The sequence below is a fragment of the Blautia sp. AM42-2 genome (assembly GCF_003480245.1).
Taxonomy (GTDB): domain Bacteria; phylum Bacillota; class Clostridia; order Lachnospirales; family Lachnospiraceae; genus Fusicatenibacter; species Fusicatenibacter saccharivorans.
In genome coordinates this window covers 1-25050 of sequence record NZ_QUIM01000017.1, presented here as the reverse complement: position 1 = coordinate 25050, position 25050 = coordinate 1, and the positions used below count along the sequence as shown (strand labels likewise).

Below are 25050 nucleotides of genomic sequence, written 5' to 3'. Positions count from 1 at the left end.
TGTTTTTATTTTAATTACTCTTCGTCTCCGGCTTTCTCTGCTGTTTCTACATCATTCTCGTTGAAGTCTTCTTCTGCAGAGATGGCTTCCTCCTCTGCTGCGGACTCATCGTAATTGCCCTCTTCCTCGTATTCCTCTTCTTCTACGTAGTCGAAGTCTCCTGCCTCGCGTGCCTGGGTCTCGCTCTTGATGTCGATCTTGAACCCGGTCAGACGTGCGGCAAGTCTTGCGTTCTGTCCCTCTTTACCGATGGCAAGGGAAAGCTGGTAATCCGGAACGATCACTTTTGCGGTCTTCTCATCCGGGTCTGCCATAACGGAGATAACTTTTGCCGGGCTAAGTGCGTTCTCGATCAGGAGTGCCGGGTTCTCATCCCATGTGATGATGTCGATCTTCTCGCCGTTCAGCTCGTTGACAACCGCGTTGACACGGCTTCCGTTCATACCAACGCATGCGCCGACTGCATCGACATTCGGATCGTTGGACCATACTGCCATTTTTGTACGGCTTCCCGCCTCACGGGCAATGCTCTTGATCTCTACGATGCCTTCCGCAACCTCGGAAACCTCAGACTCAAAGAGACGTTTTACGAGTTCCGGATGGGTACGGGATACCATAACCTTCGGTCCCTTGGTTGTATTCTTTACTTCCAGAACGTATACTTTCACACGCTGGGTCGGCTCAAATTTCTCGCCTTTGACCTGCTCGTTCTCGGTCAGCAGAGCGTCTACCTTACCGAGGTTGATGCTGACGTTGCGTCCTACATAGCGCTGTACCACACCGGTAACCACATCGTGCTCTTTCTCGAAGTACTGATCAAACAAAACTTTACGCTCTTCCTCACGGATCTTCTGAAGAATGACGTTTTTGGCATTCTGGGTTGCAATACGGCCGAACTCTTTGGATTTGATTTCTACCGGAACAATATCGCCGAGTTCATAGCGGGAGTCTGCACGTTTTGCATCGGAAAGGGCGATCTCCATGATCGGATCCTGTACCAGATCAACAACGGTTTTCTCTGCTACGACTTTGAAATCACCAGTCTGGGCGTTGATGCTTACCTTTACATTATCTGCTTTGCCAAAATGGTTTTTACAGGCCTGGATCAGCGACTGCTCAATTGCCTCAAGCAGGGTATCTTTGCTGATATTCTTCTCTTTCTCAAGAACTTCAAGGGCCTCCATTAATTCTGTATTCATTTTTCTCTTTTCCTCCTGTATCTGCGTCTGTTTAGAAATCAAATGCTAAACGGATCAATGCAATATCGCTTTTCTGGAAGACGCGCTCTGTTCCGTCCTCCTCCTCAATGGTCACACTGTTATCATCATATGCGGTGAGTATTCCGTAAAATTCCCGGTTTCTCTCGATCGCACGGTATGTCCGGATTTCCAGTTCTTTTCCCATGCTTCTCTTGTAGTCCTTCTCTTTTTTCAACGGACGTCCAAGACCCGGGGAGCTGACCTCCATGATATAGGCGTCATCGATAAAGTCCTCTGCGTCCAGCCGGTCAGAAAATGCACGGCTGACGATTTCGCAGTCATCTACGGTAATTCCGCCTTCTTTGTCGATGTAAGCACGCAGGTACCAGGTACCGCCCTCTTTGACATACTCCACATCCACCAGTTCAAAACCATTGGCTTCTACAATCGGAGTGATCAGTTCTTCTGCCTTCTGTTCGTATTCTTCTCTTCTGCTCAAATCCTCACCACCTTTTTGATTCAGGGAAACTTTCGAAAAATTCTTTCATTTCCCTGTACACAAGAAAGAGTGGACGAAATCGTCCACTCCTTAACAGTCACTTATTAACAGCTTTACTATAGCACCTTTTCCGTGCAATTGCAAGGGTTAATTTTCAAAATATCCTTTATTTATCGCCTTTTCCGGCTTTTTTGTTCGCCGGTTCCGGGCAGATGTGGACATCGAGCTGGTTATACGGGATGGAAATTCCCGCCGCGTCAAACTCTTCTTTGATGCGCTCATTCATTTTCCATTTGACCGGCCAGTAATTTTCCGTTGCGACCCAGGCGCGCAGACCGACCGTGATCGCGCTCTCGCCCAGCTCATCTACGAAAAACTGCTGCTCCTCCGACTGAAAATGCGGCTCCTCCTCAACGAGGCGGCGCAGGATGTCCTTCGCTTTTCTGATATCGGACTCATAAGAAATGCCGACTTTGATTTCCAGCTTTCTGCGGTCCATTGCCGTCACGTTGATGATGGTGTGATTCGTAAGATTGGCGTTCGGGATCATGATGGTACGGTTGTCGATGCTGTTGATTGTCGTGTAATACATCTCAATCTTCTTAACCGTTCCCTCCTGACCTTCGCCCGGAAAAATGATGTAGTCACCGACCTTAAATGGTTTCAGCAGCAGAATCATCACGCCGCCTGCAAAGTTTGAGAGGCCGCCCTGCAGTGCCAGGGATACGGCAACGCCGGCGGAGGCGATGGCCGCCGCGATCGACGCTTCGGACACAATGCCGAGCTGAACGATGATTGTCAGCACCAGCAGCGTGTTCAGACTGTATTTCACCATGGAAACGGTAAAACTGACCACAGCCTCCTCCGTGTTAAAACGCCGCATATTTTTTCGAATCAGCCCGCAGAGCCACAGGATCAGTTTGCGTGCAACCAGAAAAAGGATTACCGCAAACACGATCTTCAGCACCAGATCGGCAGTCGAGGAGGCTTTGTCGATCCAGTATTCATAGACGCGTTCTGCCGCTGTCAGATTCACCATGTGTTATCTCTCCTCTGTCTCGAATTTTCTCTGCAGCTCCTCGCCGAGTTCACTCATGCCTGTGCTTTTTTTCGTTTTTGTCTCTGGTTTTGCCTCTGATTTTGCTTCCGACTTGGTTTCCGGCTTTGTTTCCGGCTTTGTAGCCGGCTTCTTTTCCGGATCGGCGGCTGCGCGGTATTTTTCCACGGCTTTTGCTGCCTCTGCCGCTGCGGATTTTCCGGCTTTCACCAGCTTGTCCACCGTCTGCTCTACCGTTTTCACCGGTTTGCTGTCGATCGCCTGCTTTACGGCTTTCTCCACCTTCTCTGTCGCAGTCGTAGTTCCCTGCTTTTTCTCTGCGGTTTTCACCGTTTTTTCCGATACCTTTTTCTCTGCTTTTTGGGCAGTCTTTGTTGTTTTCTTTGCTTTTACTGCTTCTTCCGTTTTTCCAGCCGGTTTTCCCTTCTTTCCGGTTTTCTTCTCTGCTGCCGCTTTCGCTGCAGTTTTTGCCTTTGCGCTCTTATTGCTTGCAGCGCCCGTCTCCGGCTTCGTATAAGAAAATACCTGAACAGAAAGCGGTGCGAGTTTTACGGTAATCGAATTTTTCCGCTCGTCGCACTCTGTTTTTTTCGACATTTTCACGCGTGGATTTCCGACGCCTGTTCCGCCATAGCTTTCCGCATCGCTGTTGAACATCTCTTTGTACTTTCCTGGATACGGCACACCAATGCGGAAATCATCGTACTCGACATTCGAGAAGTTGCATACGACAAGCAGCGTATCTTCTTTCTTCCTTGTTCTGCGAAGGAAGATCAGAAGATTCTTCTCCCACTCCATGCCATTGATCCATTCAAAGCCCTCCGGCTTTTCGTCAAGCTGATACAGTGCCGGATTTGCCTTGTAAAACGCATGCAGTGCTGCCATATAGTTCTTTAACTGCAGATGCTCCTTGTCCTCAAGAAGCTCCCAGGACAGGGGCTGTTTCTCATTCCACTCTTTTTCCTGTCCGAATTCCTGTCCCATAAACAGAAGCTTCTTTCCGGGATGCACCATCTGATAAGCGTACGCCAGACGAAGATTTGCCATTTTCTGCTCCGGTGTACCCGGCATTTTGGTATACATGGATCCCTTCAGATGAACCACTTCATCGTGCGACAGACTCAGCATGAATTTCTCCGAGTATGCATATACCATAGAAAAAGTCAGCTGATCGTGATGTGCCCCGCGGTATACCGGATCGTTTTTCATATATTCCGTAAAATCATTCATCCAGCCCATGTTCCACTTGTAGTCGAAGCCAAGTCCTTCATCGTCGAGTTCTCCCGTCACCTTCGGCCATGCGGTCGATTCCTCTGCGATAAGAAGCGCATCCGGGAACTCTTTTTTGAAGATGGAGTTCAGATGTTTTAAAAATTCGATTGCCTCAAGGTTCTCATTTCCGCCGTAGATATTTGCGACCCACTCCCCGTCCTGCTTGCCATAATCAAGATACAGCATCGATGCAACCGCATCCATACGGATTCCGTCGGCATGGTACTCTTTTGCCCAGAAAAGCGCATTGGCGATCAGGAAGTTCTTTACTTCCGGTCTGCCGTAATTGTAAATCAGCGTTCCCCAGTGTGGATGGGATCCCTGTCTCGGGTCAAAATGCTCGTACAGACACGTTCCGTCAAACGCAGAAAGTCCGAAGGTATCGCGCGGGAAGTGTGCCGGTACCCAGTCGAGAATAACACCAATGTCGTTCTGGTGCATCGTATCCATAAAATAGCGGAAGTCATCCGGCGTTCCGTATCGTGCTGTCGGTGCGTAATAGCCCGTTACCTGATAACCCCAGGATTCATCGAGCGGATGCTCCATCACCGGCATCAGCTCAACATGGGTGTAGCCGAGCTCTTTCACATAAGAAGCCAGCATCGGAGCGATCTCACGGTAGTTATAAAATTCACGGCCATCGTCCGGTTTTTTCCAGGAGCCAAGATGCACTTCATAAACAGAAATCGGCGCTTTGTCGCCCTGTGTGACACCACGCTTCTTCATCCAGTTCTCATCCTGCCAGGCATATTTTCCAAGATCAACCACAACACTCGCATTGTTCGGACGCAGCTGTGCTGCATTCGCGTATGGATCCGATTTCAGATACGTCAGACCGCCCTTTGCCTTGATTTCATATTTATAGATGTCGCCCGCACGAACACCGGGGATAAAGAGCTCGTAGATTCCGGACTCCAGAAGATTCATCTGATATGCTCTTCCGTCCCAGTTATTGAAATTTCCGACAACACTGACACGGATCGCATTTGGTGCCCAGACAGCGAAGTAAACACCGCTGACGCCGTCAATTTTGACCGGGTGTGCACCCAGCTTCTCATAGATGGAATAACAGATGCCGTTTTCAAACTGTTTCTGTTCCTGCTCGGTGAACTGCATCGGATAGGCGTACGGATCGTAATGCTCCATCTGGTTTCCGTCGCCGTCCCAGTAGATCAGCGTATAGGACGGAATTTTCTTTCCCGGAAGCAGAACAGCGAAAAATCCTGCTTCATCCTCGCAGACCATTTCAGTCTGTTTTCCGTCGCGAATCGTATGTACGGCTGCACGGGTTGCACCCGGGAAAAACGCCTGAATCAAAATACCATCCTCCGTTACGCGCGGTCCCAAGATGTCTCTTGGATGATTTTCCTCGGAATAGACCACGGCTTCTATTTCCGCCCAATCCATATAATCGTATAATTTTTCTTCCATTTTCAAAATTATAACCCCTCCTTTTTTATTTTACGTGCTCTCGCTGCTGCTTCCCCCATACAAAATCGCATAAAAAAGCACTCATTCATGCCAGAGCGTGTTTGAAAAAAGCTTTTCGTGAGCTGCGAGTCCCATTTTCAGCCCAAACGGTCTGCAGCAACCGGATAAGGTCAAAACAGATCGCGAAGTGGGGCTTGCAGATTGTGGAAATGATTTTTCAAACTCTGATTTTATTCTACCATCCTAACCGCGATTGTACAATGCAAATCTGGTTTGTTTTTTATTCATTTCCTACGATTACGGCAAGATCTTCATCTGTCGTCTGCATCTCATCGTCCTCAAACCAGATACTGTAAATGTTCTGTGAAGTCAGTGTTTCCAGGGACTCTCTGGAAAGCGATTCGGCCTGATAATCAGAAAATGCTGCAAGCAGCGTATTGGCACAGCCATATTCACCGGAATAGACGATCAGTTCGGATGCTGCTGTGTGGTCTTTTCCGTCTGCCGCGCTAAGATACGGCGTGCACATCGTTTTGTCCTGATACTGATAATAGCGGTACGCATCCGGGCTGCCCGCCTGGTAAGCGTGGAAAAACACGATGCTTTTCGGTCCTTCATACGTCATTGTTCCATATGACTGGATTTCGTTCCCGGAAAGATGATACAGCGGATACCGGTACTCTTTTTCTCCCGTTTCATCGAGACAGCGCACGAAACCGTCCTTACTGGAAATAATGCCGAGCTGATAGCCCTCGCCGCGGATCGTGTCCGCCAGATAGTCAATCAAAAAAGCATTTTTCATCCAGAAAAAGTCGAGATACGCCGTGTAGCCCATCTCTGCGGCATATGCCTGATACGCATCCGACACATGCAGGCAGACCTGGTTTTCTCCCGGGAATTCCATGGAAATGTCATCCGGGTTCTGCGCAAAGGCTGCGACGGCTGCCGCTTCCTCTGCCGCATCATCATCCTTCTCCGGATCGAACTGTGCTGCGACCGCATCATCATTGCTCATGCAGAGATTTTCCAGTGACGCGTACAGCGGTCCCAGATAGATTTCCCGGCAGTTGGCATCGGATACTTTTTTCAGGGCATCGTACAAAACCGGATCTACCGTCATCACTTCGTTTGGATGCTGGTTGATATCGTACAGGTTTGTCACATCATCGAAACTCTCGTCGATATTGAAAAGCCGGTAGCCCTTCACCGCCGCATCGGTATAAATCAGCGAGAGTGCCTTTGCCTCCCCACCCGCCGATACGCCGCCTGCACCGACATTATATTTCAGTGTGAAATCCTCGCTGCAGTTCAGCTCCGAGCCCGCCTTCACGCTGATTTCGCGCCAGCCGGAATCGCCGCGCAGAAAATTCATAAAACCATACACCAGAAAACCGGATCCGATCGCCAGAAACAGTACCACAAGCACGATGCGCCGTCCGACATTCTTTTCAGAGAGCTGAACTTTCTGCACCGGCTTCGGCTGCCGTCTGTTTGGATCTTTTACTGTTCTTCCCATTCTTTTACTCCTCTTACTTTAAGTTCTCCCCTTCATTCGCACTGTGTTTTATTGTCCCAGAAAATATGTTTCCCGTCAAGTAAAACGGCACAAAAAAGCAGCGCCGGAATCAAAAGACTTTCGATTCTGACACTGCTTTGCTTTTCACAGTCTGCTATAGGACAACCAATATCAATGCAATGATAAAGATCAGGAGAATCACGGCCAGTACGGCGAATCCGTACAGCGCGCCCTGCTTACATGCTTTATAGTTGTGATAGTACTGTTTCTTTTTGTATACCATTGCTGCGATAATACCGATGATCGGGAAGAAGAACGACAGCACTTTGTACCAGATGCTTCCGGTATCGTGAAGCGGAGTTTTCAGGAACTCATCTTCTGCCTTGGAAAGATGAACCTCGTGGTTCTCCTCTTTTACTTTCTCGCCAGGCTTTCTGATGGTGATCGGCTGCAGCGGCTCTCCCTTTTCACGGAGTGCCTTGTACTCTTCGATCTCTTTCTTGTTTCCGTATACAAAGTGGTTGTGTCCGATATCCACGAACTCCGGTTTGTCCACGGAATAATCGTGAATGGACGGATCGTAGGTGTACAGCACTTTGTTCTTCTCAAGCTGCGGATCCGGAATCGGAATCGCAGAAATCAGAGAATGCGTGTATGGGTGCAGCGGGAAGTTAAACAGCTCCTCTGCATCCGCAACCTCTACGATATTTCCTTTGTAGATAACACCGATACGGTCGGAAATGAACCGTACGATGGAAAGGTCATGGGCGATAAACAGATAAGTAACCTGTTTTTCTCTCTGGAATTTTTTCAGCAGATTGAGGACCTGGGCACGGATCGATACGTCCAGTGCGGAGATCGGCTCATCGGCTACAACCAGCTCCGGCTCCATAACCATGGCACGGGCCAGACCGATACGCTGGCGCTGTCCGCCGGAGAACTCATGTGGGTAACGGGTCAGGTGCTCCGGCAGAAGACCAACTTCGTTGATCATGTTCTCTACCTTTTTCACACGGTCTGCCTCGTTCTCGTACAGATGGAAGTTGTAAAGACCCTCGGATACGATGTAATCGACCGTCGCACGCTCATTTAACGATGCGGCAGGATCCTGGAATACCATCTGAATGTTTCGGATAACCTCCCGGTCCAGGGAATGCGGAATCTTGCCGGAAATTTTAACACCCTTGTACAGGATCTCTCCTGCGGAACACGGGTTGACACGAATGACCGCACGGCCGATCGTGGTCTTTCCGGAACCGGACTCGCCTACGAGGGAGAAGGTTTCTCCCTTGTAGATGTCAAAAGAAGCATTTTTTACCGCTTTGACTGCGTCATCGCCCTTGCCGAAAGTGATATCTACATTTTTTACCTGCAGTAAGATTTCTCTTCCATTTTCGTCAATCGGACCATGCTCCGGCAGATGCGAAACAGTGGTCTTGCTTTCCTGCTTTGTAGACACTTTCAAACTCTCCTATAAGTTGTATGCTTTTAATAATTTTTCGTGAATATTCTGAATTGCCTCCGGCTTCTCCGTCTTCGGTGCTCTCGGATCCAGCAGCCAGGTTTTGGCGTAATGGGTATCCGTTACTTTGAACATCGGCGGCTCTTCCAGTGTGTCGATTTTCAGACAGTACTGGTTACGCGGTGCGAACGGGTCTCCGATAATCTTGTTGTACAGAGACGGCGGGGTACCGGTAATCGAGAACAGCTTTGTATTCCGCTCCGCAAGCTGCGGCAGGGAAGAAAGCAGTGCCCAGGTGTACGGATGGCGCGGGTCGTAGAACAGCTCTTCTACATTCGCAAACTCGATGATCTGTCCTGCGTACAGAACGGCAACACGGTCAGCGATATTCGCTACGACACCAAGGTCGTGGGTAATAAACACGATGGTATAGTTGTACTCTTTCTGAAGGTCCTTGATCAGCTTCAGGATCTGCGCCTGAATCGTAACATCCAGCGCAGTTGTCGGCTCATCGCAGATGAGGATCTTCGGACGGCAGGAAAGTGCAATCGCAATAACGATACGCTGTCTCATACCGCCGGAATACTGGAACGGATAATCATCGAAACGCTGCTCTGCGTTCGGAATACCAACCTTTTCCATCAGCTCAAGCGCCTGTGCCCTTGCTTCCACTTCGCTGACATGCTGATGCTTCATGATAACAGACGTAATCTGTTTTCCGATTGTGATGATCGGGTTCAGGGAAGTCATCGGATCCTGGAATACGGTTGCAATTTTCTTACCGCGGATCTGACCCCAGTCATTCGGATCCTGGATTTTTGCCAGATTGATGATACAGGTTCCATGAAGCTGCTCCGGTGTCTCATCCAGATAGCGTACGCGGAAGGTAGCCTGGTCAAAAACGCCGTTTCGCTTCTGCTCATCGTTCAGATCCACACCGCGCTCCATTGCAGCTTTGAATGCCTCGTGCAGCTTTTTGATCATGCGGACTTTTTTGCGCAGTTTGTAACGTCCAACGGAAAGATAGATCTCTTTGGCAAGAATCTCATTTCTCTTTCTTGTCTCGTCCGTAATTTCTTTTGCTGTCAGGCCGGCATACTCTTTTTTGTACTCTGCCATCTTTGCATCATACGCCTGATTGTAGGCCGTATCGTTCATGGCAGCCTGTTTGTGTGCCTTGATTTTTTCTTCTTTTGCTTTCTGCAGAGCCTTAATCTCTCCATCCAGTCTGGAAATCTCCGCGGATGTCTCTTTGATTTTCGCTTTTTCTTTGGAAGTATCGAGTGTCTGCTTATAGTTGAAAAGTTCGGTTCTCTTTATTACAAGTTCCTTGATTTCAGCATCTGCTTTCTCACGCTCTTCCTCGCTCAGCGTCATTTTTTCTTCTTTTTCCTGCTCCAGCGCCTTCATTTTCAGGAATACTTCTGAACCATATTCCAGTTTGGAATACTCATTCAGTTTTTCCCAGGTGGATGCGATGGTCTTTTTCGCATAAGAGTTCAGCGGCACAACGGTATCGCTCAGCTCGGCATCGTTGAAAATGATATCTCCCTGGTCAATGAAGCCGTTGCTGTCCAGCATGCCCGCAAACGCTTTTGTGAATACGGATTTACCGGCACCGGACTCTCCTACGATAGCAATGGACTCATTCTCGTAAATATCCAGCGTTACGCCCCGGATTGCCGTCAGGATACGGCCGCGGACACGGAATTTTACCTGTAAGTCCTTAATCGATAATAATACTTTTTTATCTTCCATGCGGCTTTCCTTCCTACATATGTGTTCTCGGGTCGGACGCATCTCCAAGGTTCTGTCCAACTACATATAATACTACGGTGATGATTGAAGCGACAACAACCGGACTCCAGAACTCGAATCCCCATCCCGGTGTCAGCATGGCACCCTCAGCCTCATAGATCAGTCTTCCCAGAGACATGTCAGAAAGTCCCATACCGATGTAAGCCAGGAACACCTCGTAAGAGATGTAGGACGGAATCTCAGTTGCCGCCAGAGTAACAATGACAGATGTCATAAACGGAAGAATATTCTTCATCGCAATGCGGAAAATAGAGGTTCCGAGACATTTTGATGCCAGATTATACTCTCTGTCACGGATGATAACGACCTGTGTACGGATAAAATACGCTATGGCGAGCCATCCGGTAACGGTCAGTGCAAATACCATAGTCCAGAAGCTCGGAGAAAAGATAAGCACCAGGACGGAGATCAGAAGTACATACGGAATATTTCCGATGATGTTGTAAACCTCCATCATGAAGACATCAACCTTCTTCGAAAATCCCCAGACAGATCCGACAATCACACCAATCGAAAGGTTGATGAGCGCACAGATAAATGCCAGGGAAACTGAAATTCTGGAACCAAACCAGACAGCATCAAAGGTTGACTGTCCGGAAGCACCGGATCCTAAAATCCAGTGAATATTGAATCCAAGCTGCTGCAAGGCTTTGCTTGGAGACAGATGTTTTGTCGCGCCGTTCATCAGATTGGCGAAACGGTCGTACTCCACAAAGAGCGGATACACATACGTCATCAGCAGAATCACACCCAGGAGGCAAAGTACGGCAATGTTGATTTTTTTCTTAAAAAATACGCGGAACACGGAATGCCAGTAGGAATATCTCGGAGCCGTAATTTTCTCAGACTCCAAACTGCTGTTATCTACAGGAGAAAACAGTTCTTCCTCAGACAGACCGAATTTATCTAAATCATAATTCATAAGTCCCTACCTGTCTTTCGTTGAGAATGAGATTCGCGGATCCACCATGGACATCAAAACATCGCCCAGGATGATGGAAATAACGGAGAGCACTGCGTAGAACAGTGTAACACCTACAATAACACCATTGTCATATTTGCTGATTGCTTCCGTCAGCAGATTACCGGCACCAGGTACTACGTACACACGCTCGGTGATGATGGCTCCGGTCAGTGCGAACAGTACGCTCGCCGGAACACCCTGCACAATCGGAATCGCTGCATTCTTCAAAATGTGTTTCGTAAAGATTTCTCCCTCTGTCAGACCACCGGATCTTGCGAATTTTACGTAATCGGAGTTCATCTGGTCGATCATGTATCGACGCAGCCATTTCATCAGGTTTGCCACCTGCGGCAGTGCCAGGGAAACGATCGGCAGAATATACATCAGCTTGCTCTTCGAATCCATGTCAAAGGTGGTCGGCAGACCCATTTTTCCTCCGATTGCCTTAAACAGGAAGATATAGGCCAGTGAAGGTACTGCTATAATAAATACAATATAGATGGTTCCAAGCTGGTCAACCAGTTTGTCTTTCTTTCTCGCCATCAGAATGCCAAGCGGCACTGCGATGAGATAGGAAAGAATTACGGCAATGATACCGATTACAAAGGAATAGCCGATTTTTGATTTACCACTCTTAACTGTATCCACGTTGGTATAGTCATCTGCGAACCGATCGGAATGAACAGCGCTTGCATCCTGAGATTCGTTCATATACGTTGCGCTGTGCAGATCGTCTGCACTGTATTCCACCAGACCGCTTGGATAGGTAATCTCCGATTTTACGTAGGATCCCTGTGCGCGGGTCATGGTCAGTGCTACATCCACACCCTCATTTACGGAATAGGACTTTCCTAAATTTATGGTGATTATATTCTGATGGAAATATGGGAATTTTGAGTCAAAGTACATCAGGTACTTGTGTGTTGTGCCATTTCCCATGATGGCCGGTGAAAATTTCTTTCCCCCATATACCGGATCGTGTAAGGTAAATGTAATCCCCCTCTTACCTTCTACCTTTGCAGCATCGTGAATGCTGTCGATGTCAATCAAACCGGAAAAATATTTTCCGAGACGCGTTGCAAGCGGAATATCCTTGTACGCAAACAGCTGCTGCTGTCCGCCGTTGGCATATTTTTTCTTGCCCATCATGATCGCGTCGTATCTTCTTACGGTGTAACCTTTTGCTTTATAATAAGCTGTAAATTCCTTTACATATTCAGATACCAGTTCTGAATCCTGGTCTTTCGTTCTTCCGAATGCTACTGCTTTGGATCTCGTATCCTCGTCAATTTCGCCTTTTGCTTTGAGAGCGTTCAAATAATCTGCATAGGTTACATAATCAAGATATCCGTATGTCTCCCACTTCTGATATTTGTACACCTTTTTCTGGTTATTGCTCTGATGGGAATAGGTGGCGTCCTGTGCGAAAATCAGATTTCGGTCCATCAGAGAATAGATCATAGTCATAACGCATCCAACGACGATTATTACGGAAACAAGGCCATGCAACAAACGCTTAAAAAGATATTTTGTCATATTCTCTCATTCCTTAACACAATATGACAGGGGAATGGCTTTTTTTGTCCCCATCCCCCTGCCGGTTTATTCATTGGCTTTCAACTGTTCTGGTCTTTCCAATTTTACCTTTTCAAAAATTAGAAGATACCGAAACATTTGGTCATGTATCCTTCATAGTCCGGAAGCATGGTATCCAGATAAGAGCACGGATCACCAAAGTCCGGACTCCATCCGGAGACATCATATACGTCGTAGTTTTGTTCATAACCATAGTTTACATAGTATCCTGCATAGTACCATCCATCCATGTCTACGGCATCAACCAGATTGATCACAACTTTTCCGCCAAGGGCAGCCTCTACTGATTTCTTGTAGGAGTTTGCTTTGTTGGTGTAAACTTCTACTGCAGACGGATATGGATACTCAATCTGGATCGGGTTGCTCTCATCGATGGTGATGCCTTCTTCTGCGAGCTCCTCGATTGCGGTATTCAGTTCTTCTACTGCGTTTTCCGGATTGTACCATCCATCAAAACCATCGCTGGTCTTGTTTTCGGCATCCCATACTTTGATCTTCACGCCATCGGCGTCGATCTGTTTCTGTACGATTTCACCATAGTAGGTGCCTGCCGGGAAGGTTGTGTCGGTTCCGTTGATCTGAATGGTAGTGTCTTTTGACAGGCTTACGAAATATCCCGGGGTAAAGGTATTTCTAAGAGAAGTATATTTCAGATCCTCGCCAACCTGCTGTGCATTGTAAGCGCCACGATCTGCCGCAAAGCTGATCGCTCTTCTGAAGTGAACGTTCTGCAGCGCTTTGTTTGTTCTCTGGATTTCTTCGTCAGACTTTGTAGTCTTTGCTGTTGTTCCGTCGTTGGCATTTGCAGTCGCAGTACGGTTGATATTGTAAAATCCCATGTAGGAAGTAGCGTCGGTATCTGAGACTACTGCGTACTGGTCGTACAGACCTTCGGATTTTGCTGTCTCCATGGTGGAGGTGTTCAGGTTTACATAGTCAACGGTACCTGCTTTTGCATCTGTGTACATTTTGGTAACATCAGACTGGTCATTGTACAGCCAGGTCAGGGTTTTAATGTTTACGTTGTCTTTGTTCCAGTAAGAATCGCTCAGTTTAAATACGATGGTATTTTTAGCTGTAGCGTTGGTTACCAGGTACGGTCCGCAGTATGCGATCGAGTTGGAATCTTTTCCATACTGATAATCTGCTGCGGAGGAATCATACTCAGCACCAAATTTACCGCCCTGGGACTGATAGTAGCTTCTGCTCATCGGCATGAAGATGGTGTAACCGAGCATAGTCTCGAAGTAGCTGCATGGCTCCTCAAGTGTGTACTCTACGGTATAATCATCTACTGCTTTCACACCAACCTCGTCGAAATCGGTAATTTCGCCGCTGATGTACTGGGATACGTTTTTGATCACGCCCTGTACCAGGTACTCCAGACCGCCCTGTGCATCACACATGTGCTGCATTCCGGCCACGAAGTCATCTGCTTTTACAGTATCCACTTCACGTCCCTGGGAATCAGTCCATTTTACATCTTTACGAAGGTGGAAGGTATAGGTCAGTCCGTCATCGGATACTTCATAGGATTCTGCCAGTGCCGGCTGCAGAGTTCCCTCTACATCGTACTCCATCAGTCCGTCGTAAGTATTGATGATCGCATCGTTATCTGCCGCACGGGAAGTTGCAAGTCCGTCCCATGTTACCGGATCGCTCGAATACGGCATGGAGAAGCTGTCTTTTAAGGTGTAGCCTTTTCCTGCCAGATATTCTTTTACCCAGCTCTCATAGGTTCCTGTTCCTTTGAGCTCATCCCATTTTGCTCTCATCTCGTTGTAATCTTCTGCTTTGATAAAGTCAGTTGTTACAACATACTGATGATAACGGTCCGTATCGCTTCCCCAAAGGGTATAGTCCTTAGTGTGCGGAGCCATTCTGTACATAGCGTACATACCACCTTTTGAGATGAGCGGGTACATCATGGCAGACTCCATCAGTTTTCCCTCGGCAACTGCCATCAGGGCATATCTCTCATCCACCGTTTCTGCTTCCTTGGCAGTAGCAAGTGCATCGTTGAAATCGCCCAGTGCCTCATTATAGAGCTCTGTGCTGGTCTCATCGTATCCTTCCGGCATTTCGGATTCCTCTGCCTCGGCTTCACTCTCACTGCTTGCAGATGCGCTTGCATCACTTTCGGAAGACGCGCTGCTGCTTACGCTTACACTCTCATCTGCCGGATCAGAACTTCCGCTGCCGGAATTTCCGCAGGCAACCAGGCTTGCAGCCATACTCATAACAAGTAATGCGCTTACAATTTTTCTTTTCATAATTCTTCCTAACTCCTTTCATGGATTCGCGTTGTTTTTGCATCATCCGGATATTTGCCGGGACGGCTTCGCCATTCCACCGTTTTTCATTTTGGCACTTTACCACATCAAAACGAAGAGTACAAAAAGGAGATGCGTCCAACAAGATTTGTTTTCTTCATCCCTCATGCCCGTACATTTGTCCGTTTGTCCAAAAACAACTGCGTTCATTATAACCAGAACTCTCTCTGTTTGTCAATATCCGATGCAGGAGAAAAGTGTATAAACTGCATTTAAAGTCATCAAAATCCTCTATTTTCCTCTTTTTGGGTATTGTTCTGATGCTGTTTTTCTATTTTCCTGTATTCTTCGGTTTTATAACAAAAAAAGATTACACAAATAATTGTTTCTTTCCATTTGCGTTCTGCAGTACTGTCTTTTTATTTCTGAAAAATGTGTTTCTTCCTATTAAATGCGTTTTACTTTTTGTCTTCGACAGTCTCCGGACTATTGACAGCAAAAAAAAATCCTGCTAATATTAGTTCTAATAAGGAACCAGTGCAGTACACGGAAAACAGGCACCGCACGCGGCGTCTCTGATATCCTTGTCGGATACAGCAGACGCTTTTTTGCTTTCCTGTGTATCATCACTTCTGCATCCGTATCCGCACGAAAAGAAAAAGGAGACTTCTTTTATGTATCTTTATAATTCTGCAACCCATAAAAAAGCTGAATTCCAGACACACACACCGGGCCGTGTAGAAATGTACACCTGCGGACCTACCGTTTATCATTTTGCGCACATCGGAAATCTGCGCAGTTATATTATGGAGGACGTTCTTGAAAAGGCACTCCGCTATGAAGGCTACGACGTCAACCGTGTCATGAACATTACCGACGTCGGCCATTTAAGCTCCGATGCGGACACCGGTGAGGACAAGATGGTCAAAGGTGCCAAGCGCGAGCATAAAACAGTCATGGAAATCGCACAGTATTACACCGATGCATTCTTTGCGGATTGCAAAAAGCTGAATATCAAGCGCCCGGATGTCGTACAGCCGGCGACCGGATGCATTGACGAATATATTAAAATCATTGAAAAACTGATGGACACCGGCTACGCTTACTTTGCCGGCGGAAATGTTTACTTTGACACCAGCCGTCTTGACCACTACTATGTATTCAACGACCACGACGAGGATGATCTTGCCGTTGGTGTCCGCGAGGGCGTAGAGGAAGATACCAACAAACGCAACAAAAACGATTTCGTTCTCTGGTTTACCAAATCAAAATTCGAGAACCAGGCGCTCAAATGGGACTCTCCATGGGGTGTCGGTTATCCGGGATGGCATATTGAGTGCTCCGGTATCTCCATGAAATACAACGGAGAATACCTCGACCTGCACTGCGGCGGCGTGGACAATGCCTTCCCGCACCACACCAACGAGATTGCGCAGTCCGAAAGCTACCTTGGCCATGCATGGTGCCCGCAGTGGTTCCATGTACATCACCTGAATACCTCGACCGGAAAAATGTCGAAATCAAAAGGTGAGTTCCTGACGGTTTCTCTTCTGGAAGAAAAAGGCTACGATCCGCTTATCTACCGTTTCTTCTGCCTGCAGTCCCATTACCGCAAAGCGCTTGTGTTTACGTGGGAGAACCTGGACAACGCAAAAATTGCCTACGACAAGCTGATCGCCCGTATCGCTGCTTTAAATCCGGAGAACGGATCCGTCGATGAAGCTTCCATGAGTGTTTTAAAAGAAAAATTCCAGAAAGCACTCGATGCTGACCTCAATACTTCGCTTGCCATCACAACGCTGTATGATGTCTTAAAGGCAGACATGAACGACGCAACGAAGCTGGCACTTCTCGACAATTTCGATCAGGTGCTCGGTCTTGCCCTTCTCTCCCATGCAGAAGCAAAGAGAAAAGAGGCCTCAAAGACAACTTCCGCTTCCACTGCATCCGGTTATCAGATTACCGGCGAGGGAGATCCGGAGATTGATGCGCTCGTTTTAAAACGATATGAAGCAAAGAAAGCCAAAAACTTTGCGGAAGCAGATAAGATCCGTGACGATCTGAAAGCACAGGGCATTGAAGTTGCCGATGTACGCGGCGGTGCCGTCTGGAAACGAATCTGAAAATCTTTTCGTAACCACACATTACAGGCAAAGAGAACTGTCCCAGGGCAGTTCTCTTTTTTGTGCCGTTCTTTACCCAAAGGAAGTCAAACAGCAGTAACTTCTGCCGTTCTTGACAGGAAAAGGCGGTGCCCCTGTTTTCGGGCACCGCCTTTTCCTGTCACTTTTGGATTTTCTTTGATTCTCTTTATTGAATGATACGAACCTTTAATACACCATCAACTGCTTCGAGGGCCTTTACCATCTCCTCGGTTGCTTCGCTTTCCAGATCCATCATCGTGTAAGCGTAATCGCCTTTACCTTTGTTTGTCATATCGCTGATGTTGACACCTGCATTACCCATAACGGTTGTGAAGGCTCCCAGCATACCTGGGATATTCTTGTGGCAGATCGTCACACGGCCTGCGCCGGTGCATACGCCCATGCTGCAGTTCGGGAAGTTGACGGAGTTTTTGATGTTTCCGTTCTCCAGAAAATCGCGGATTTCCTTAACTGCCATTACAGCACAGTTATCCTCGGACTCTTTTGTGGATGCTCCAAGGTGCGGGGTAACGATCGTTCCTTCTGCGCCGACTACTCTCGGGTTTGCAAAGTCGGTTACGTATTTCTTCATCTTGCCGGCCTTTAAAGCCTCCAGAACGGCATCCTCGTCAACGAGAAGGTCTCTTGCATAGTTCAGAAGAACGACGCCGTCTTTCATCTCATCGATTGCTGCTTTGTTGATCATGCCCTTTGTGCTGTCCATCAGCGGCACATGGATAGTGATGTAATCGCAGGTGCGGTAGATATCTTCCACGTTCTGGATGTGATGAATGTCGCGGGACAGGTTCCATGCTGCATCGACAGAAATGTATGGATCGTATCCGTATACTTCCATACCAAGATGGGTGGCTGCATTTGCCACAAGCTGGCCGATGGCACCAAGGCCGATGATACCGAGTTTCTTTCCGCTGATCTCACAGCCGGCAAATTTCTTTTTCTGTTTTTCTGCTGTCTTTGCGATGTCGCCGTCTTCTTTGTCGCTCTTCACCCATTCGATACCGCCTGCGATATCACGGGATGCCAGCAGCATACCGGCAAGTACAAGCTCTTTAACACCATTTGCATTGGCTCCCGGTGTATTGAAGACCACGATACCCTGCTCTGCGCAGTCGGCAAGCGGAATGTTGTTGACACCGGCTCCTGCTCTTGCTACGGCAAGGAGGCTCTTCGGCAGCTCCATGCCGTGCATAGCTGCACTTCTGACGAGAACGGCATCGGCATCTTCCAGACTCTCGGTCTGCTGATAGTTTTCATTAAAATTTGCAAGGCCTACGCCTGCAATCGGATTTAAGCAATGATACTGAAACATTAGAGATTTTCCTCCTCGAACTTTTTCATGAAGGCAACAAGTGTCTCAACGCCTTCTTTTGGCATTGCATTGTAGATGCTTGCACGCATACCGCCGACGGTACGGTGGCCTTTCAGGTTCTCAAGTCCGGCTTCTTTGGACTCTTTGACGAATTTCGCATCCAGATCTGCATTTCCGGTGATAAACGGAACGTTCATCAGAGAACGGTCTTCCGGTACAACGGTTCCTTTGAAGAGCTTGCTCTGATCCAGGAAATCATACAGCAGCTTTGCTTTCTCTTCGTTGCGCTGTTTCATAACTTCCAGGCCGCCCATTTTCTTCAGCCATTTGAATACCTTGCCGCACATATAGATGCAGTAGCAGTTCGGTGTATTGTACAGGGAGCCTGCGTCTGCGTGTGTCTTGAATTTCATCATGGTCGGTGTTCCCGGCAGGACATCGTCGGTGATCAGATCGTCACGGATAATGGAGATCACCATTCCGGCAGGTCCGATGTTTTTCTGGACACCGCCGTAGATGATGCCGTAATCAGAGACATTGACAGGTTCGGAGAGGAAACAGGAGGAGACGTCTGCCACCAGGGTTTTACCCTTGGTATTCGGCAGCTTTTTGTATTTGGTGCCGTAAATGGTGTTGTTTTCGCAGATATAAACATAGTCGGCATCCGGGCTGATGGCAAGATCGCTGCAGTCCGGGATGTAGGAAAATGTTTTGTCCTCAGAGGAGGCAATTTTGTTTGCCTTTCCGTATTTCTGCGCCTCTGCATATGCTTTCTTTGCCCACTGGCCTGTTACGATATAATCTGCGACACCGTTTTTCATCAGGTTCATCGGGATCATGGAAAACTGCAGGGATGCACCGCCCTGGAGAAACAGAACTTTGTAATTTGACGGGATTCCCATCAGATCACGAAGATCTGCTTCTGCCTCATCGATGATGTTCTGGAATACTTTGGAACGGTGGCTCATCTCCATCACGGACATGCCGCATCCGCGGTAATCCAGCATTTCCTCCTGGGCTTCTTTTAACACTTCCTCTGGCAGAACCGCCGGTCCTGCGGAAAAATTATAGACTCTGCTCATTTTTCTCATCCTCCTGTTTCTCTTTTCTGCACCAGATTACTCCGCACTTTGTGCTCCCGTAATCTGCAAAATATTCGTACTCCGCTCATTTTTCTCCGAAAAATGGCTACTTACTCATATTTTGCGGGTCCCAAGTTCAAAAATCTTCCTGTAAGCTTTGCTTGCGTCAGACTTTCGAACTTTTGCCCCTGGTGTTACTTTATCTTACTAGGAAACCACCGATAGTAGACCGATGGTTTCCATTGTAATCACATCTGTGCGATTCGTGCGGTAATACGGTATTGCTTTACCACGTTGAAATTATGATACCTCTTTGTCAGAAATCTGTCAATCCTTTTCTTGTTCCTTTTTTGCCAGATCCTCTGCATCGAAGACATCCTCAATCGGAGCTCCTGCCGGTACCATCGGGAATACTTTTTCGTCGCAGTCGATCCAGACATCGATGAGCGCCGGTTTTCCGCCCTCAATTGCCTCACGGATGGCAGGACCCATCTCCTCTTTTTTCGTCACGCGGATGCCCTTTACGCCGAGCGCCTCAGCAACCTTGACAAAGTCTGCCTGATCCTGGAGAACGGTATTGGAATACCGTTTTCCGTAGAACAGCGTCTGCCACTGGCGTACCATGCCGAGTACGTGGTTGTTGACAACAACCTCGATGATCGGAATGTTGTGTCTGGAAAGTGTTGCCAGCTCATTCATGTTCATACGGAAACAGCCGTCACCTGCGATGTTGATGACCGTTTTGTCCGGGCGTCCCATTTTTGCGCCCATGGCTGCTCCAAGACCGAATCCCATCGTTCCAAGACCGCCGGAGGTCAGAAGCGTTCTCGGGCTCGTATAACGGTAATACTGCGCCGCCCACATCTGATGCTGTCCGACATCCGTTGTGATAATTGCCTGTCCGTCCGTTGCCTTATAGATCTCCTCGATCACATACGGTCCGGTAAGCCCCTCTTCATGCTTTAACGGATATTTTTCTTTCATTTCCCTGATCTTTGCAATCCACTCATCGTGGTGCATCGGCACCAGCTTCGCATTCAGCCGTTTTAAGACCTCTTTGACGTCTCCGATGATGCTCGACTCGACAACAACATTCTTGTTGATTTCTGCCGCATCCACATCGATCTGAACGATTTTTGCGTTATTGGCAAATTTTGCAGCGTTTCCGGTGACACGATCGGAGAATCTTGCGCCGAGCACGATCAGCAGATCGCACTTTGTCACGCCGTAGTTCGATGTTTTCGTTCCGTGCATACCGAGCATGCCGGTGTACAGCTCATCCGTTCCCGGGAACGCACCTTTTCCCATCAGGGTGTCGCAGACCGGTGCCTGGATGCGGTGTGCCAGTTCGCGCACTTCCTCGGACGCGCCGGAGATGATACTGCCGCCGCCCACGAAAATATACGGGCGTTTCGACTCCTGAATCAGGGATACGACGTGATCCAGGCCTTCTTCTGTAATTCTCTCAGTAAACGGTTCAATTTTCTCCGGAGTCTTCGGCTCATACTCATACGTTGCCGCTGTGACATCTTTTGTAATATCGACCAGAACCGGGCCCGGTCTTCCGCTCTTTGCGATCGTAAACGCACGGCGCAGTGTATCTGCAAGAACGGTGATATCTTTTACAATCACACTGTATTTTGTGATCGGCATTGCGACACCCGCAATGTCAATCTCCTGAAAGCTGTCTTTTCCAAGCAGTGCCTTTCCTACGTTGCAGGTAATCGCTACCATCGGTGTAGAATCCATGTAGGCGGTTGCAATTCCGGTGACAAGATTCGTTGCGCCCGGGCCGCTTGTAGCCATGCAGACGCCTGTTTTTCCGGTAGCACGCGCATATCCGTCCGCCGCATGCGCAGCACCCTGCTCGTGTGAGGTCAGGATATGGTGGATTTCCGGATGACGGTAAAGTTCATCATAGATATTTAAAATGGTTCCGCCCGGATAGCCGAACACGGTATCCACACCCTGCTCCTTCAGGCACTCGATAACAATCTGTGATCCAGTTAATTCCATGTCTGTATGATTCCTTCCTTATGTTTTTCGCTTTGTGTATGAAATCTGTTTATGAAATCAGCCATCCGAGAAAAAGCGCGTTCGGACGGCTGATATGATTTTATGATTTACGCGGGCAACGAGCCAAAGTCCGTGCTTGCACGAAACCTTGGCGACTGCCGCGATAACTATGAGAAACTCGCAAAGCGTGTTTCTCATAGTTTTTCTGAATTAGAACTCCAGAATAGCTCCCTTATTTGCACTGGAAACCATCTTTGCGTAGCGTTTCAGATAGCCTGTCGTTACCTTTGGTTCTCTCGGAGTCCATGCAGCTTTTCTGCGTGCCAGCTCTTCGTCCGATACGACAACCTCCAGCTTGTGCTCCGGAATATTGATACGGATCAGATCGCCTTCCTCAACGAGTGCGATCGGACCGCCCTCTGCTGCCTCCGGGCTTACATGACCGATGGACGCACCGCGGGATGCGCCGGAAAAACGGCCGTCTGTAATCAGGGCTACGGAAGAACCAAGTCCCATACCTGCAATGGCAGAAGTCGGATTCAGCATTTCACGCATACCAGGACCACCCTTTGGTCCCTCATAACGGATGACAACAACGTCGCCTGCCACGATCTTGCCGCCGCGGATTGCCTCGATGGCATCCTCCTCGCAGTCAAAGACTCTGGCCGGGCCTTCATGAACCTGCATCTCCGGAACAACGGCAGAACGTTTGACAACTGCGGTATCCGGTGCCAGGTTTCCTTTCAGAACGGCGATACCGCCGGTCTTGCTGTATGGATTCTCAACCGGGCGGATGATCTCAGGATTTTTATTGACACATCCTTTGATGTTCTCTCCTACGGTCTTTCCGGTTACTGTCATACACTCTGTGTGCAGCAGATTCAGCTTGTTCAGCTCATTCATAACGGCATAAACACCGCCTGCCTCGTTCAGCTCCTCGATGTAGTGGTATCCTGCCGGAGCCAGATGACAGAGGTTCGGGGTCTTCTCGCTGATGGCGTTTGCCATCTCCGGATTCAGCTCTACGCCTGCCTCATGCGCAATGGCCGGCAGATGCAGCATACTGTTGGTGGAACATCCCAGTGCCATATCGACGGTCAGAGCGTTTAAGAATGCTTCTTTTGTCATGATGTCTCTTGGACGGATATCCTGTTTTAACAGCTCCATAACCTGCATACCGGCTCTCTTTGCCAGGCGCAGACGCTCGGAGTATACGGCCGGAATCGTTCCGTTGCCTTTTAAGCCCATACCGAGAACCTCGGTCAGGCAGTTCATGCTGTTTGCGGTGTACATACCGGAGCAGGAACCGCAGGTCGGGCACGCATTGCACTCGAAATCATAGACGTCTTCCTCTGTCATGGTTCCGGCAGCGTAGGAGCCGACTGCCTCGAACATGCTCGAAAGACTTCTCTTCTCGCCTTTTACGTGGCCGGCAAGCATCGGGCCGCCGCTGACAAATACGGTCGGAACATTGACTCTTGCTGCTGCCATCAGAAGACCAGGTACGTTTTTATCACAGTTCGGGATACATACCAGGGCATCAAACTGATGTGCCATTGCCATACACTCGGTGGAATCGGCGATCAGGTCACGGGTAACGAGGGAATATTTCATTCCGATGTGGCCCATGGCGATACCGTCACAGACTGCGATGGCCGGGAACACGATCGGTGTTCCGCCTGCCATGGCAACGCCCATTTTTACAGCCTCTGTAATTTTATCCAGGTTCATGTGGCCCGGTACAATCTCATTGTAGGAGCTTACGATTCCTACGAGCGGTTTTTTCATCTCTTCTTCGGTCAGACCCAGCGCACGCATCAGAGAACGCTGCGGTGCCTGTGCGATTCCTTTTTTTACAGCATCACTTCTCATGATCTTTTCCTCTTTTCTTATCTTACAGTTTTATGCTAGAGTGTGTCTGAAAAACCATTTCCGCAATCTGCAAGCCCCACTTTGCGGTATATTTTCCCCTCATTCGGACAAAATCTCCCACAAACTGGGACTCGCAACTTACGAAAAGCCTTTTTCAGCCTCACTCCAGTGCTTTTACCAGCAGATCTCCCATTTCGGAGGTGGAAACTTTAGTGCATCCCTCGGACATGATATCTACGGTGCGGTATCCGTCTTTTAAGATTTTCTGTACCGCATTCTCAACTGCCTCTGCCTCTTTGTCGAGGTCCAGCGAGTAGCGGAGCATCATAGCTGCGGACAGAACGGTTGCAATCGGGTTTGCGATGTTCTTTCCGGCGATGTCCGGTGCGGAGCCGTGGCTTGGCTCGTACAGACCGAATTTTGTCTCATTCAGGCTGGCGGAAGAAAGCATTCCGATGGAACCTGCCACCATACTTGCCTCATCGGAAAGGATATCTCCGAACATGTTTTCCGTCAGAACCACGTCAAACTGGCACGGATTGTGAACAATCTGCATTGCACAGTTATCAACCAGCATATGCTCTAACATAACGTCCGGATAATCTTTTGCAACATCCTCCACAACAGCTCTCCACAGACGGGAGGAGTCGAGAACATTTGCTTTATCTACACTTGTTACTTTTTTCTTTCTCTTTCTGGCGATGTCGAAGGCACGGATTGCAATACGGCGGATTTCAGGCTCGCTGTAAGTCAGGGTATCCGTTGCTTTTTTGATGCCGTTCTCTTCTACGGTGCTGCGCTCTCCGAAATACAGGCCGCCGGTCAGCTCACGCATGATCAGCATGTCAAAGCCCTCACCGATAATTTCTTCTTTTAACGGGCAGGCATCCTTTAATTCCTGATACAGGTACGCCGGGCGCAGGTTTGCAAACAGGCCTAACGATTTCCGGATTTTTAAAAGTCCGGCCTCCGGGCGCTTATCCGGGCTTAATTTGTACCATGGGGAAGTCTTGGCATCTCCTCCGATGGAGCCCATCAGAACAGCGGCACATTTTTTTGCTTCTTCTATGGTTTCATCTGTCAGCGGCACGCCGTGCACATCAATGGAGGCTCCGCCCAGCAGAAGATTGGTATATTCAAACTGATGTCCATATTTCTCGCAGACGGCGTCCAGAACTTTTTTTGCTTCATTTACAATTTCCGGTCCGATTCCGTCTCCGTGAATTAATCCAATACGGTATTCCATATCTTTCTCCCTCTTTTCTTCCGGCTGAAAAACCGTTCTATTTTCTCTGCGTCTATAGCATTTCTAAATTATACGCCATTTTTCCGGTAATTTCAACACGAAATTTCTTTGCATCGGACGAAACGCAATAATCTTTTTGCTTTTTTGTCATTTGAGAGAAAAATACGCGGCATTCTTCCCCGTTTCGTAAACGGTAGATAGATTCTTTCCGCACTTATAGCAAACCTCTTAAATAATGCAGTCCCTTTACAGCGGTGATAAAATATAGTGTAG

The 25050-nt window shown here is 48.3% G+C and carries 17 protein-coding genes and 1 pseudogene; 2 read left to right on the top strand and 16 right to left on the bottom strand.

The features are described from left to right. Positions 1 to 14: 14 nt before the first annotated feature. The 4 genes from nusA to glgB all read right to left on the bottom strand — a co-directional run bounded on the left by nusA (position 15) and on the right by glgB (position 5458). On the bottom strand, positions 15 to 1199 hold the full coding sequence (nusA, locus tag DW915_RS14335) for a transcription termination factor NusA (RefSeq protein ID WP_118742352.1): 1185 nt from the start codon (positions 1197 to 1199) through the stop codon (positions 15 to 17). Positions 1200 to 1230: 31 nt separating this feature from the next. After that, positions 1231 to 1698 carry a ribosome maturation factor RimP gene (gene rimP, locus DW915_RS14330; RefSeq protein ID WP_118742351.1) on the bottom strand — a complete coding sequence of 156 codons (468 nt, stop codon included), beginning with the start codon at positions 1696 to 1698 and terminating at the stop codon, positions 1231 to 1233. Between the two features lie 166 nt (positions 1699 to 1864). Next, positions 1865 to 2737 carry a mechanosensitive ion channel family protein gene (locus DW915_RS14325; protein WP_118742350.1) on the bottom strand — a complete coding sequence of 291 codons (873 nt, stop codon included), beginning with the start codon at positions 2735 to 2737 and terminating at the stop codon, positions 1865 to 1867. A gap of 3 nt (positions 2738 to 2740) precedes the next feature. Further along, a complete protein-coding gene (gene glgB, locus DW915_RS14320) occupies positions 2741 to 5458 on the bottom strand; it encodes a 1,4-alpha-glucan branching protein GlgB (RefSeq protein WP_118742361.1) in 2718 nt (905 codons plus the stop codon). Between the two features lie 101 nt (positions 5459 to 5559). On the opposite strand from glgB, the gene DW915_RS16620 reads away from it, so the two are divergent. After that, positions 5560 to 5814 (top strand): DUF6783 domain-containing protein, encoded by a 255-nt coding sequence (locus DW915_RS16620; protein WP_442857846.1) that lies wholly within the window; start codon positions 5560 to 5562, stop codon positions 5812 to 5814. Here DW915_RS16620 and DW915_RS14315 read toward each other — a convergent pair. The 6 genes from DW915_RS14315 to DW915_RS14290 all read right to left on the bottom strand — a co-directional run bounded on the left by DW915_RS14315 (position 5739) and on the right by DW915_RS14290 (position 15087). Continuing rightward, complete coding sequence (locus DW915_RS14315) at positions 5739 to 6974, bottom strand: hypothetical protein (RefSeq protein ID WP_118742349.1); 1236 nt, start codon at positions 6972 to 6974, stop codon at positions 5739 to 5741. The genes DW915_RS16620 and DW915_RS14315 overlap by 76 nt on opposite strands. Before the next feature lie 154 nt (positions 6975 to 7128). Next, positions 7129 to 8433 carry an ATP-binding cassette domain-containing protein gene (locus DW915_RS14310; RefSeq protein WP_278311675.1) on the bottom strand — a complete coding sequence of 435 codons (1305 nt, stop codon included), beginning with the start codon at positions 8431 to 8433 and terminating at the stop codon, positions 7129 to 7131. Between the two features lie 12 nt (positions 8434 to 8445). Further along, positions 8446 to 10194 (bottom strand): oligopeptide ABC transporter ATP-binding protein OppD, encoded by a 1749-nt coding sequence (gene oppD, locus DW915_RS14305; RefSeq protein ID WP_022461049.1) that lies wholly within the window; start codon positions 10192 to 10194, stop codon positions 8446 to 8448. Between the two features lie 13 nt (positions 10195 to 10207). Beyond that, the gene (locus tag DW915_RS14300; RefSeq protein ID WP_022461048.1) at positions 10208 to 11176 is read right to left on the bottom strand and encodes an ABC transporter permease; all 969 of its coding nucleotides are present in this window, start codon (positions 11174 to 11176) and stop codon (positions 10208 to 10210) included. Between the two features lie 6 nt (positions 11177 to 11182). Next, the gene (locus DW915_RS14295; protein WP_118742348.1) at positions 11183 to 12754 is read right to left on the bottom strand and encodes an ABC transporter permease; all 1572 of its coding nucleotides are present in this window, start codon (positions 12752 to 12754) and stop codon (positions 11183 to 11185) included. Between the two features lie 119 nt (positions 12755 to 12873). Then, complete coding sequence (locus tag DW915_RS14290; RefSeq protein ID WP_118742347.1) at positions 12874 to 15087, bottom strand: ABC transporter substrate-binding protein; 2214 nt, start codon at positions 15085 to 15087, stop codon at positions 12874 to 12876. A 674-nt stretch (positions 15088 to 15761) separates the two neighbouring features. On the opposite strand from DW915_RS14290, the gene cysS reads away from it, so the two are divergent. Then, on the top strand, positions 15762 to 17210 hold the full coding sequence (gene cysS / locus DW915_RS14280; protein ID WP_118742345.1) for a cysteine--tRNA ligase: 1449 nt from the start codon (positions 15762 to 15764) through the stop codon (positions 17208 to 17210). 187 nt (positions 17211 to 17397) lie between these two features. Here the strand turns inward: cysS and DW915_RS14275 are convergent, their stop codons facing one another. The 6 genes and pseudogenes from DW915_RS14275 to leuB form a co-directional block, all read right to left on the bottom strand. Then, the gene (locus DW915_RS14275) at positions 17398 to 18561 is read right to left on the bottom strand and encodes a phosphoglycerate dehydrogenase (protein WP_118742344.1); all 1164 of its coding nucleotides are present in this window, start codon (positions 18559 to 18561) and stop codon (positions 17398 to 17400) included. Then, the gene (gene serC, locus DW915_RS14270) at positions 18561 to 19643 is read right to left on the bottom strand and encodes a 3-phosphoserine/phosphohydroxythreonine transaminase (RefSeq protein WP_118742343.1); all 1083 of its coding nucleotides are present in this window, start codon (positions 19641 to 19643) and stop codon (positions 18561 to 18563) included. Before serC ends, DW915_RS14275 begins: the two co-directional genes overlap by 1 nt. A gap of 327 nt (positions 19644 to 19970) precedes the next feature. Next, positions 19971 to 21659 (bottom strand): biosynthetic-type acetolactate synthase large subunit, encoded by a 1689-nt coding sequence (gene ilvB / locus DW915_RS14265; RefSeq protein ID WP_118742342.1) that lies wholly within the window; start codon positions 21657 to 21659, stop codon positions 19971 to 19973. 210 nt (positions 21660 to 21869) lie between these two features. Continuing rightward, positions 21870 to 23531 (bottom strand): dihydroxy-acid dehydratase, encoded by a 1662-nt coding sequence (gene ilvD / locus DW915_RS14260; RefSeq protein WP_055228625.1) that lies wholly within the window; start codon positions 23529 to 23531, stop codon positions 21870 to 21872. Positions 23532 to 23553: 22 nt separating this feature from the next. Then, positions 23554 to 23695: pseudogene (locus tag DW915_RS16490) on the bottom strand (DUF6783 domain-containing protein). Continuing rightward, complete coding sequence (leuB, locus tag DW915_RS14255) at positions 23692 to 24777, bottom strand: 3-isopropylmalate dehydrogenase (RefSeq protein WP_055221545.1); 1086 nt, start codon at positions 24775 to 24777, stop codon at positions 23692 to 23694. Before leuB ends, DW915_RS16490 begins: the two are co-directional and overlap by 4 nt. Positions 24778 to 25050 lie beyond the last annotated feature (273 nt).